The organism is Staphylococcus sp. M0911, from assembly GCF_003491325.1.
Taxonomy (GTDB): Bacteria; Bacillota; Bacilli; order Staphylococcales; family Staphylococcaceae; genus Staphylococcus; species Staphylococcus warneri_A.
In genome coordinates, this window is sequence record NZ_CP022881.1 from 1059210 (window position 1) to 1071749 (window position 12540).

A 12540-nucleotide genomic window follows, 5' to 3' on the forward strand; every position below is an offset into this window, starting at 1 on the left:
TAAACAGAGTCTAGAGAAATCTAGACTCTGTTTTATTAATTGTTCTTTAAAGTATTATGTTTGCCAGCATTTAAACCAGCAACATGACCAGTGACTAACGCGCTTGTGATATTATATCCGCCAGTATAACCATGGATATCTAGCACCTCACCACATAAAAATAGCCCAGTAACTAATTTAGACATCATCGTTTTAGGCTCTATTTCTTTTAATGAAACGCCTCCACCAGTAACAAAGGCTTTATCAATAGGTAAGGTACCGTTAACCTTGAATGTAAAACCTTTTAATAAATTAACAATTGTAGTCAATTGCTGATTGGATAAATGGTGCGACGTTGTCTCGTTATCAATATTAGCTTGTTCTAATATAAATAATAAATAACGTTCTTCGATCAGACCGTGTAAACTATTTTTAATGAATTTATCTGGCTGTTCTTTTAACATACGTCGAATTTGTTGCGTAAGTTCTTCTTGATTTAACTCTGGAAAAGCGTCAAGAGACATTAGAATTTCGTTTTTCTTTTGATTCTTTTGTTCTTTATATACAAATTGACTACATCTTAAGGCGGCAGGACCGCTGACACCAAAATGTGTAAAAATCATATCCATTTGGTGACTAATTCGTTTTTTGCCATTTTTCTTTAAAACGGATAATTCTACATCTTTCAAACTTAATCCTTTTAAAGTTTTATCTTTGATAAAGCGCTCAGGGGATGTGATTGGCACTTCGGTAGGGAATAACTCAGTTATGGTATGTCCCATGGATTCTGCGAAGCGATAACCGTCACCTGTCGAACCAGTTTGTGGAACACTCGTGCCACCTGTTGCTATAATCACACTATTTGCTTCATATGTTTGTTGTGATGTCTCAACCGTAAAGATACCATTGTCATTTACAGATAGACGAGTCACTGCTGTTTCTTCTTTAACAGTAACTTGTTGTTCGTTAATTGTGCTTACTAACGTGTCAACGACATCTTGGGCCTTATTTGAAACAGGAAACATTCGTCCGTGGTCTTCTTCTTTTAATTTAACGCCACGACTTTCAAAGAAATCAATAATGGATTCATTATCAAATATTGAAAAAGGACTATATAAAAACTTACCGTTACCTGGTATATTTTTAATTATTTCTGCATAGGGTAAGCGATTGGTAACATTACAACGACCACCACCTGATATTTTTAATTTTCTACCTAGACCTTTTTTCTTTTCTAATATAAGAACTTGATTACTATTAGAACTAGCAGCTACTGCAGCCATTAAACCACTTGGGCCACCACCGATGATGATTGTTTGATACATATTAACTTCCTCCAATGAATATTCAACACTATTGTATATGAATCAAAAAATATATGCTATAGAAGTTGTATAATTAGATGACAATGAATAAAATAATAACTATAATAGAAAACTTGAAGTATCTTAGATACATAATCTATTCAAACGGATAATAAAGGATTAATTCGTTTTCATCTTTTAAACATTTAAAATTATTATAAAATCAATCCCCATGTTAGTCTTTTTGTGATATATTTTATAATAATGTAAGCTAATGATAACGAACGCAACATGATTTCAACTAGTTTTAATAAACTTTTAAAGATAGGAAGATAGTTAATGAGCGAAAGTAAAGAAATGGTTCGAGGGACCTTTTTAATTACACTAAGTATTTTAATTACGAAAGTTCTCGGTGTACTATTTATTATTCCATTTAACCATTTAATAGGCGGACAAGAAAATATGGCACCGTTCACGTATGCCTATGCACCATATAATATTGCGATAGCTGTAGCTACAGCAGGTGTACCACTTGCAGCCTCAAAATATGTAGCTAAATATAATGCTTTAGGTGCGTATAAGGTCAGTCAGAAATTTTATAAATCAAGTTTTATTGTCATGAGTATAACAGGTGTATTAGGATTCTTAATTTTATATTTCCTAGCACCTTTTATCTCAGAATTAACTTTATCTCGTAATGCGTCAGATAAAAATGGCTGGTCTGTCGCAGATATCACTTGGATTATTCGAATCATCAGTATGGTAGTTATCTTCATACCGGTATTAGCAACTTGGAGAGGTATCTTCCAGGGATATAAATCAATGGGACCAACAGCTGTATCTGAAGTAACTGAACAAATAGCTCGAGTGATTTTCATTTTAGTAGGTAGTTATTTAGTATTAAATGTATTTGATGGAACAGTATTAATGGCTAATGGTATCGCAACATTTGCTGCAGCTATTGGTGCTATAGCAGGTATTCTTACTTTATGGTATTACTGGAGAAAGCGTAAGAAAAATATTGATAAAATGGTATTGTCAGATTATACCGATATCAATGTTTCTTATGGCAATATGTATAAAGAAATCATAAAATATAGTATCCCATTTGTAATTGTAAGTTTAAATTTCCCATTATTTAATTTAGTCGATCAATTTACACACAATGGTGCATTATCTGTAGTGGGTGTTTCATCACAATTGCAAGACATTTTCTTTAATATGTTAAATATGTCGACAAATAAAATTGTTATGATTCCAACGTCATTAAGTGCTGGTTTTGCAGTAAGTTTAATTCCATATATTACCAAAACGTATGAAGAAGGTCGTTTTGAAGAAATGCATCGACAAATCAGAACGTCAATTGGTGTACTGATGTTCATTACAGTTCCAGCTAGTATTGGAATAATGGCATTGGCACAGCCATTATTTACAGTCTTTTATGGATATGATCCAGTAGTTCAAGGTCATGATCCTAACTTTGATGGTAGTCGATTACTGTTTATCTATGCACCTGTTGCAATTCTAATTTCACTGTTAAGTGTTACAGCGTCAATGTTACAAGGTATTGATAAACAGAAGTTAACAGTTTATGTAATTTTAGGTGCAGTTGCGATAAAATTAATCCTTAACTATCCACTTATTATGTTATTCCATACACCAGGAGCTGTACTAAGTACATCATTTGCATTACTCTTTGCAATTGGATGTAACTTCTTCATATTGAAGAAATATGCACAGTTCAAGTTTAGTTACAGTTGGATTCATTTTGGTAAAATCTTTTTATACTCATTTATTATGATGCTAGGTGTAGAGTTAGTATTCTTTATTGGAAAGTTATTCCTAGCTCCTAGCAAAATAGGCTATTTAATTATTATTGCTGTAGGTGTGGTTGTAGGTGCAGCAATATACGGCGGTATTACAATTAAGACTAAATTTGCAGATGAGTTTTTAGGTGATATTCCTGAGAAAATCAGACGTAAAGTTGGTTTCTTAAGATGAGACTAGATAAATTTTTAGCTAACATGGGCGTAGGTACACGTAATGAAGTAAAGCAAAGTTTAAAAAAAGGTTACGTTAAAGTGAACAATGAAGTGATCAAGTCTCCAAAAACGCAAATTGATCCTAATGAAGATATCATTACAGTTAATGATGAAAAAATAATATATATCGATAAAGTGTATATCATGTTAAATAAGCCATCTGGTGTAGTATCAGCGACTGAAGATGATAAACATCAAACTGTTATAGATTTAATCCCTGAGTATCAACACTTGGGGATTTTCCCTGTAGGTAGGTTAGACAAAGATACAGAAGGCTTACTACTAATCACTAATGATGGTCAATTTAACCATGATTTGATGAGTCCAAATAAACACGTGCCTAAAACTTACGAAGTAGTATCAAAAAATGATGTAACACAAAGCGATGTAGAGCGATTTAAAGAAGGATTAGAATTGTCTGATGGGTTAGTAAAACCTGCACAATTAGAAATCATTGAAAATCGACGATCACGTGTTACGATATACGAAGGTAAATATCATCAAGTTAAAAGAATGTTTCATGAGATAGAAAATGAGGTATTACAATTAAAACGTATTAAAATTGCTGAATTAGAGTTGGATACATCTCTTAAATTAGGCGAATTTCGTTTATTAACAGAAAATGATTTTAAATTACTTTTAAACTAAAGAAAGAGAAGGTGTTTGAATATGGCAAAAGGAACAAATTTATTCAGAGTAGTATTAGGTTTAGGTGGTGCTGCAGCAGCAGTTCTATTATCTCGTAAAGAAAGCAGAGATAAATTAAAAGATCAATATAATCAATACAAAGAAAACCCAGAATCATATAAAGCGAATGCTAAAGACTTCGCAAATCAAATTAGTTCTAAAGCTAATGAAACAATTCAAGATGTTAAAAGTAATCCAAAAGGTTACGTAGAAAGAATTAAAAATGACCCTAAAGCATTCTTCGAGGAAGAAAAAACTAGATTCACAAATTTAGATGATAATAAAGCTGATGATTTAGAAGAAGGTAAATTTGATGATGAAGGTGGCGCTACAGCTAATAATAATTTACGCGTCGTATCAGAAGAAGATCTAAAAAATAATAAAAATGCTTTAGAAGATAAAAAATAATTTTAATAAGCTAAACGCCTATACACATTTCTCGAAGAAATCGTGTATAGGTGTTTTTTTGTAATAAAAATTTAGAAAATTTAGTAATTTTTCTAACATCTTACTGTAGTTTCGCAGTAACTTCATGTAAAATGGAAAATAACTTATTAAAAAAGGAAGTCGAATTCGAATGTGGAAAGAAAAAGTTCAAGAATACGAAAACCAAATCATTGAAGACCTAAATGGATTACTATCAATAGAGAGTGTAAGAGATGACAGTAAAGCAAACGATGATGCACCAGTAGGTCCAGGCCCAAAAGAAGCATTAAATTATATGTATCAAATTGCAGAAAGAGACGGCTTTTCTACACATGATGTTGATCATATAGCTGGTAGAATTGAAGCAGGCCAAGGTGACGATGTATTAGGTATTCTTTGTCACGTTGATGTTGTACCGGCTGGTGATGGATGGGATTCAAATCCGTTCGAACCAGTAGTTACTGATAATGCTATCATTGCTAGAGGCACACTAGATGATAAAGGACCTACGATTGCGGCCTACTATGCTGTGAAGATATTAAATGATATGAAAGTAGATTGGAAGAAACGTATTCATATTATTATTGGTACAGATGAAGAGTCTGATTGGAAATGTACCGATCGTTATTTTCAAACTGAAGAAATGCCTGCATTAGGATTTGCGCCAGACGCTGAATTTCCTGCGATTCACGGTGAAAAAGGTATTACGACATTTGACTTAGTACAAAATGAAATGGCTGAAGATGTAGATGAACCAGATTATGAATTATTAGCGTTTAATTCTGGACAACGTTATAACATGGTGCCTGATCATGCAGAAGCTAAAGTATTAGTCAAAGAACACATGACTGATGTGATACAGAACTTTGAATACTTTTTAGAAACACATCATCTACAAGGTGAAAGCACTGTAGATAGTGGTATTCTTATTTTAACTGTTGAAGGTAAAGCTGTTCATGGTATGGACCCTTCTTTAGGAATTAATGCAGGACTTTATCTTTTAGAATTCTTAGCTACGTTGAATTTAAATAAAAGTGCAAAAGATTTTGTGGACTTTAGCAACCAATATTTACACGAATCTCACTTTGGAGAAAAAATGGGAATGAAATTCCATACTGATATTATGGGTGATGTCACTACAAATATTGGTGTGATGACTTATGATAATGAAAATGCTGGTCGCTTTGGTGTGAATTTGAGATATCCTCAAGGATTTGAATTTGAAGAAGCTATTGATCGTTTCTCAAAAGAGATTGAAACATTAGGATTTAGAATAGAAATGGGTAAAGTACAAAAACCTCATTATGTGGATAAAAATGATCCATTTGTTCAAAAATTAGTGACTGCATACAGAAACCAAACTGGAGATATGACAGAACCGTATACAATTGGTGGCGGTACTTACGCAAGAAACTTAGACAAAGGTGTCGCTTTTGGTGCTATGTTTAGCGACTCTGAAGACTTAATGCATCAGAAAAACGAATACATCACGAAAAAACAACTATTTAATGCAACGAGTATTTATCTCGAGGCGATATACTCATTATGTGTGGAGGGATAATTTATGACAAAAGTTTTTATTAATGGTGAATTCCTAGAACAAGAAGAAGCAAAGGTATCATATGAAGATAGAGGATATGTGTTTGGTGACGGTATCTATGAATACATTCGTGCATACGAAGGTAAGTTATTTACAATTAAAGAACATTTTGAAAGATTTTTAAGAAGTGCTAATGAAATTGGATTAGATCTGAATTATACAGTCGATGAATTAATCGAATTAGTGCGTAAATTATTAGAGGTTAACGGTGTTAAAAATGGAGGGATTTATATTCAAGCAACACGTGGTGCATCACCACGAGAACATTCTTTTCCAACACCACCGGTAAAACCTGTATTGATGGCATTTACAAAGAGTTATGATAGACCGTTCGACGATTTAGAAAAAGGTGTCTATGCTGTTACAACAGAAGATATTCGTTGGTTACGTTGTGACATTAAAAGTTTAAATCTTTTAGGGAACGTTTTAGCTAAAGAATTTGCTGTGAAATATAATGCTAGTGAAGCTATTCAACATCGCGGTGACACTGTTACAGAAGGTGCTTCAAGTAACGTCTATGCTATCAAAGATGGAAAAGTGTACACGCATCCTGTGAATAACTTTATTTTGAATGGTATTACAAGAAAAGTTATTAAATGGATTTCTGAAGATAAAAATATTCCATTTATTGAAGAAACGTTTACTGTTGATTTCCTAAAAAATGCAGATGAAGTGATCATTTCTAGTACATCAGCTGAGGTCATGCCTGTAGTTAAGATTGATGGAGAAGATGTCGGAAATGGCAATGTAGGTGAAGTTACGAGACAACTTCAAGATGGATTTAACGAATATATCAAAACACATAGTTTATAAGTTGAATAATTATCAAAATTTCTCCAACTATCTCACTCTAAATATGTTATAATCTAAGTCAAAGTAGTTTTATAATTTTTAAACGAGCGGACTAGTAAAATGTGTCTTTTAGTTTCTCATTTTTAGTTGAAATATAATGGTAAAAATTATAAAATCTTCTATGAGTGATAAAAAATGAGGACGCAATTTTAAAGCGTATTTTTAGGGACAAAAATATAAAAATTAGCCAACTCACAAAACTGTAAAATAAATTTAAACAAGCGTGTAGAAATGACTATACGGTTTCTATAAATTAGAATATATGGCTCTTGAAAAACATATTTCTGGAGCCATTTTCTAATTGAAAGTGAGGTGAACGTGTTGGAGCAGTTTTATCAGTTAGGGTGGACATTAGATTCAGCTGGCGGTGCTTCTGGTGAAGCTTATATGGCTGAACAAGATGGTCAGAAGTTGTTTTTAAAACGAAATACTAATCCTTTTATAGCAGCTTTATCTGCAGAGGGTATTGTACCTAAGTTAGTTTGGACGAAAAGAATTGAAACTGGTGAAGTCGTAACGGCGCAACATTGGAAAAACGGTCGCGAATTAACAGCGAACGAAATGCAACAGCCTAGAGTAGCCAAAATACTGAAAAAAATCCATAATTCTAAACCATTATTGACCATGCTAAAAAGAATGGAAATGGAACCAATTACACCAGATATTATGCTAAATAAAATTAATGCATCTCTTTCAAGAGAAGTTTTAACACATCATGTTGTTAGAAAAGCATTAACGTATTTAGAAGAGCATATACCTAATTTAGATTCAAGATTTTTCACTGTTGTACATGGTGATGTCAATCATAATAACTGGCTTTTATCAGATCGTGATGAGCTATTTTTAGTAGACTGGGAAGGTGCAATGATTGCAGATCCTGCTATTGATATTGGCATGCTGCTTTACAACTACGTTCCTGAAAATAAATGGTCTAAATGGTTTGAAACATATGGTGTTCAAGAAAGTTTAAATCTAAACAAACGTATGAAGTGGTATACGGTTATTCAATCTATTGGTATGGTTCAATGGTATGAAGAACAAAAACGTTTTAAAGATATGAATACATGGCTTGAATTTTTAAATGAAGTGATGAATAGCAACTTATTTATATAAGGAGAAATTGAGTATGAGAGTTCGCTACAAACCTTGGGCGGAAGATTATTTGAAAAACCATCCAGACTTAGTTGACATGGATGGTTCGCATGCTGGGCATATAGATGAATGGTTTGAACAAAAGCAACCGATTTATATTGAAATTGGCTCAGGAATGGGGCAATTTATTACAACACTTGCCGCACAACATCCAGAAATTAATTTCGTGTCAATGGAACGTGAAAAAAGCGTCATGTATAAGGTATTAGATAAAGTTAAAGAACAAAACTTATCTAATCTGAAAATGATTTGTAATGATGCGATAGAACTTAACGAATACTTTAAAAATGGTGAAGTTTCAAGAATTTATCTTAATTTTTCTGATCCATGGCCTAAAAAACGTCATGCTAAAAGAAGACTTACATATCATACATATTTAGCACTATATAAACAGATTTTAGTTGAAGACGGAGAAATCCATTTTAAAACAGATAATAGAGGTCTTTTTGCGTACAGTCTAGAAAGTATGTCTCAATTTGGCATGTACTTTACAAAGATGAATTTAAACTTACATGAAGAAGATGACGAAGATAATATTTTAACAGAATATGAACAGAAATTTTCTGAAAAAGGTTCTAGAATCTATCGAATGGAAGCTAAATTTCATAAAAATATATAATGAAAAAGACAAGCACCTTAACTGGTGCTTGTCTTTTTGTGTGAATCAAAGATGTTCAGAGTCGTCACGGTATTTAACCATAATAGAGCAATGTCAATTATTGCTAATGTCCTAAAAATATTATAGATTATAATTAAGGTTGACTGTTTCAAGACTAAAATGGGGAAGTGATTTGATGAGGTTAGGTGCATTGACAATAGATGATATAAATGGAGGCAATACGCATATAGATGGTGGCGCGATGTTTGGTGTTGTACCCAAACCACTTTGGACAAGAAAATATAAAGTAAACGACAAGAATCAGGTTCATACGCCTACGCATCCAATTCTTATTCAACACCCAGACTACAATATTTTAATAGATGCAGGTATTGGTAATAATAAATTAACAGATAAGCAAAAAAGAAATAGTGGTGTTACACAAGAAAGTTTTATTAAAGAGGAATTAGCATATTTTGGATTGACACCAGATGATATAGATATGGTCTTAATGACTCATTTACACTTTGACCATGCTGCGGGACTTACCAATGAACATGGGCATACACTATTTAAAAATGCTACACACTATATTCAACAAGATGAATGGCATGAATTTTTAGCACCGAATATACGTAGTCAGGCGACGTATTGGAAGGAAAATCAAGGAGATTACGAAGAAAAAGTTATTTTATTTAAAGATAACATCGAACCAGTTCCAGGTATTAGAATGATACATACAGGTGGACATAGTAATGGACACTGTATCATAACTATTGAAAGCGAAGGGCAAAAAGCAGTACATATGGCTGATATTTTCCCAACCTTAGCACATCGTAATCCATTATGGGTTACAGCATATGATGATTACCCAATGACATCGATTGAAGAAAAGGAAAGATGCATTCCTTATTATATTTTTAATGATTATTGGTTCTTGTTTTATCATGACGAGGAATACTTTGCACTTAAATTTGATTTAGATAAACACAACGTTAAAGAGACAGTTAAACGTGCATATAGACAATATTAAATCAATGAAAAAAAGGTTATAGCTTTGTTCAAGAATCTCAAAATTGAGGCATGAACTTACTATAACCTTTAATTTTTATATAAATGTGTAATTTATAACTCTATAATATTTAATACTTCACCTGAATAGGCATCTGCATAAAAATCATAATCTACGAGTTGTCCATTTTTAGATGCAGTTATGCCACCGAGATAAACTGGTTTGTGAGCATTAATGTTAGGATCATTAAGAGGTTGATGTACGATATAAGAGCCTTTAACGTCCATAAAATATGTTTTAACTTCATTTAATAATTTATCGGGATTATAATATTTTTTCTTAGCTAGGTATGTAATGACACCAGCTGAAATGATTACAACCGTACAAGCACCTATGATAGATAAATTTTTACAATTTAAACACTTCATCATTGTATCTCCCTTTTTCATAATTCATATTATTAGTTTACCATAATGAAGATGATATAATAAGTTATAAGGAGTGAAGCGTTAAATGACTATAAATGAAAGTAAAACAATAGATAGAATACAGCATCTTACTGAATTACATGGTGCGCCAGGTTTTGAAGATGATATTAAAGCATATATGAAAGATCAAATGACGCCATTTGTGGATGAGTTTATAGAAAACAGAATGGGTGGCTTTTTTGGAGTGAAAAAATCAGCTAAGCCGAATGCAAAACGTGTAATGGTAGCTGCACATATGGATGAAGTTGGTTTTATGATTACACATATTACAGAAAATGGTATGATCCAATTTACAAATCTTGGTGGCGTTGCTAATGATATTTGGCAAGGACAAAGGCTCAAAGTAAAAAATCGTAACAACGAAGAAATTACAGGAGTTGTATCTAATATCCCAAAACATTTTAGAACAGGAAACGAAGTTGTTCCACAAATTAGTGATTTAATGTTAGATATTGGTGCGACATCGGCTAATGAAGTGAGACAAAGAGGTATTGAAATAGGCGATACGATTGTACCAGATACTACATTCACTCAATTATCCAAGTATCGATTTAGTGCTAAAGCATGGGATAATCGATATGGTTGTCTCATCGCGATTGAGATATTAGAATTATTGAAAGACATCGAGTTAGATGTAGATTTATATGTAGGGGCAAATGTACAGGAAGAAGTTGGGCTACGTGGTGCTAAAGCATCTGCTGAACTTGTACAACCAGATGTTGCATTTGTAGTTGATTGCTCTCCAGCAAATGATATTAAAGGTCCTAATCAGTTGTCTGGTGCGTTAGGGGAGGGGACATTGATTCGTATTAAAGATGGAACAATGATTCTTAGACCATCATTCAGAGATTATTTACTTCAATTAGTCAATCAATATGATATTCCTCATCAATATTATATGTCTCCAGGCGGAACTGATGGGGGCGAGATTCATAAAGCGAATACAGGAATTCCTACAGCCGTTATAGGTGTCTGTGCACGTTACATTCATAGCACAGATGCTGTATTTGATATTAGAGATTACTTTGCAGCAAGACAACTATTAAATAAAGCAATCGTAAATTTAAATGAAACACAAATTGAAACATTACAATATTATTAACTAACAGGAGTGAAGATGATGTTAAAACTAGAATCAGAACAACAATTTGAAGAATTAAAACAAGACAATACGGTATTTGAATTTACTGCTGATTGGTGTCCAGATTGTAAAGTTATTGAACCTGAATTACCACAATTAGAAGAAAAATATTCCTCGTTTAAATTCGTCTCAGTAGATCGAGATCAATTTATAGATATTTGTATTGATAATGGTATTATGGGAATTCCGAGTTTCTTAGTTTATAGAAACGGTGAATTGCTAGGAAGTTATATTAGTAAAGAAAGAAAATCCATCGAACAAATCGATACATTTTTATCACAATATATTTAATTGATTAGTTGAAAAATATATTTAAAAACCTGTTTTTTTCTGTTACTATCCATTGTTTTATTGTAAACTATTAAGAGGTGCGAAATAGGAGTGTTATAGATGAATGTCTTTCAAATGAGAGATAAAATTAAACAGCGTTTAAACCATTTAGACGTCAATTATAAATTTGATCGTGAAGACGAAACATTAAGAATTTATAGAAAAGACAATCATAAAGGTGTCACAATTAAACTAAATGCTATTGTCGCAAAATATGAAGAAAAAGAAGAAAAAATAGTCGATGAAATTATTTATTATATAGACGAAGCTATTGAACAAATGGCTGATCAAGGGCTCGAACAACTAAAAGATATTCAAATTATGCCAGTAATCCGTGCTACAAGTTTCGACAAGAAGACTAAAGAGGGCAATGCTTTCATTTTTGAACATCACACCGCAGAAACAAATATTTACTATGCATTAGATTTAGGTAAATCTTATCGACTCATAGATGAGAGTATGTTAGAAACATTAAATATGACAAAGCAACAAGTGAAAGAAATGTCTTTATTCAATGTTAGAAAGTTAAACAATCAATATAGTACAGATGAAGTTAAGGGTAATATCTTTTATTTTATTAACTCTAATGATGGCTATGATGCAAGTCGTATTTTAAACACATCATTTTTAAATGACATTCAAGATCAATGTGAAGGTGAAATGTTAGTAGCAGTGCCTCATCAAGATGTATTAGTTATTGCGGATATTCGTAATAAAACAGGCTATGATGTTATGGCACATTTAACTATGGAATTTTTCACTAAAGGTCTTGTGCCTATCACGTCACTATCATTTGGTTATGATAAAGGTCATCTTGAACCTATATTCATTTTAGGTAAAAATAATAAACAAAAAAGAGACCCAAACGTGATTCAAAGATTAGAAGCAAATCGTAAAAAATTTAATGATAAAAATAAATAAAAAGGAGA

The 12540-nt window shown here is 32.4% G+C and carries 13 protein-coding genes; 11 read left to right on the forward strand and 2 right to left on the reverse strand.

Annotation, left to right across the window (positions count from 1 at the left end; all coding sequences use genetic code 11):
- Positions 1-35: 35 nt before the first annotated feature.
- Positions 36-1304, reverse strand: coding sequence for a BaiN/RdsA family NAD(P)/FAD-dependent oxidoreductase (locus ssp1_RS05275; RefSeq protein ID WP_075779006.1), 1269 nt, complete (start codon positions 1302-1304; stop codon positions 36-38).
- A 318-nt stretch (positions 1305-1622) separates the two neighbouring features.
- Here ssp1_RS05275 and ssp1_RS05280 point away from each other — a divergent pair, with 318 nt between their 5' ends.
- The 8 genes from ssp1_RS05280 (at position 1623) to ssp1_RS05315 (ending at position 9673) form a co-directional block, all read left to right on the forward strand.
- Entirely contained in the window at positions 1623-3284 is a 1662-nt protein-coding gene (locus ssp1_RS05280; protein WP_075779005.1) for a putative polysaccharide biosynthesis protein, read from the forward strand.
- Positions 3281-3973: a pseudouridine synthase gene (locus ssp1_RS05285; protein ID WP_107546621.1), complete on the forward strand. Its 693-nt coding sequence runs from the start codon at positions 3281-3283 to the stop codon at positions 3971-3973. The genes ssp1_RS05280 and ssp1_RS05285 overlap by 4 nt, the downstream gene beginning before the upstream one ends.
- A gap of 21 nt (positions 3974-3994) precedes the next feature.
- Positions 3995-4420, forward strand: coding sequence for a YtxH domain-containing protein (locus ssp1_RS05290; protein ID WP_075779003.1), 426 nt, complete (start codon positions 3995-3997; stop codon positions 4418-4420).
- A 169-nt stretch (positions 4421-4589) separates the two neighbouring features.
- Positions 4590-5999, forward strand: coding sequence for a dipeptidase PepV (pepV, locus tag ssp1_RS05295; RefSeq protein ID WP_002452160.1), 1410 nt, complete (start codon positions 4590-4592; stop codon positions 5997-5999).
- A gap of 3 nt (positions 6000-6002) precedes the next feature.
- Positions 6003-6851, forward strand: coding sequence for a D-amino-acid transaminase (dat, locus tag ssp1_RS05300; protein WP_075779002.1), 849 nt, complete (start codon positions 6003-6005; stop codon positions 6849-6851).
- Positions 6852-7211: 360 nt separating this feature from the next.
- Positions 7212-8003: a phosphotransferase family protein gene (locus tag ssp1_RS05305; RefSeq protein ID WP_075779001.1), complete on the forward strand. Its 792-nt coding sequence runs from the start codon at positions 7212-7214 to the stop codon at positions 8001-8003.
- Between the two features lie 13 nt (positions 8004-8016).
- Entirely contained in the window at positions 8017-8661 is a 645-nt protein-coding gene (gene trmB / locus ssp1_RS05310) for a tRNA (guanosine(46)-N7)-methyltransferase TrmB (RefSeq protein ID WP_075779000.1), read from the forward strand.
- A 175-nt stretch (positions 8662-8836) separates the two neighbouring features.
- Positions 8837-9673, forward strand: a complete 837-nt coding sequence (locus tag ssp1_RS05315) for a YtnP family quorum-quenching lactonase (RefSeq protein ID WP_075778999.1) — start codon at positions 8837-8839, stop codon at positions 9671-9673.
- Between the two features lie 92 nt (positions 9674-9765).
- Here ssp1_RS05315 and ssp1_RS05320 read toward each other — a convergent pair whose 3' ends face one another.
- Complete coding sequence (locus tag ssp1_RS05320) at positions 9766-10080, reverse strand: PepSY domain-containing protein (protein WP_037552589.1); 315 nt, start codon at positions 10078-10080, stop codon at positions 9766-9768.
- Between the two features lie 85 nt (positions 10081-10165).
- Between ssp1_RS05320 and ssp1_RS05325 the strand changes: the two genes are divergently transcribed.
- The 3 genes from ssp1_RS05325 (at position 10166) to ssp1_RS05335 (ending at position 12532) form a co-directional block, all read left to right on the forward strand.
- Positions 10166-11242, forward strand: a complete 1077-nt coding sequence (locus ssp1_RS05325; protein ID WP_107536082.1) for a M42 family metallopeptidase — start codon at positions 10166-10168, stop codon at positions 11240-11242.
- Between the two features lie 18 nt (positions 11243-11260).
- Positions 11261-11572, forward strand: coding sequence for a thioredoxin family protein (locus ssp1_RS05330; protein ID WP_049425503.1), 312 nt, complete (start codon positions 11261-11263; stop codon positions 11570-11572).
- A gap of 99 nt (positions 11573-11671) precedes the next feature.
- The gene (locus ssp1_RS05335; RefSeq protein WP_049425502.1) at positions 11672-12532 is read left to right on the forward strand and encodes a DUF1444 domain-containing protein; all 861 of its coding nucleotides are present in this window, start codon (positions 11672-11674) and stop codon (positions 12530-12532) included.
- Positions 12533-12540 lie beyond the last annotated feature (8 nt).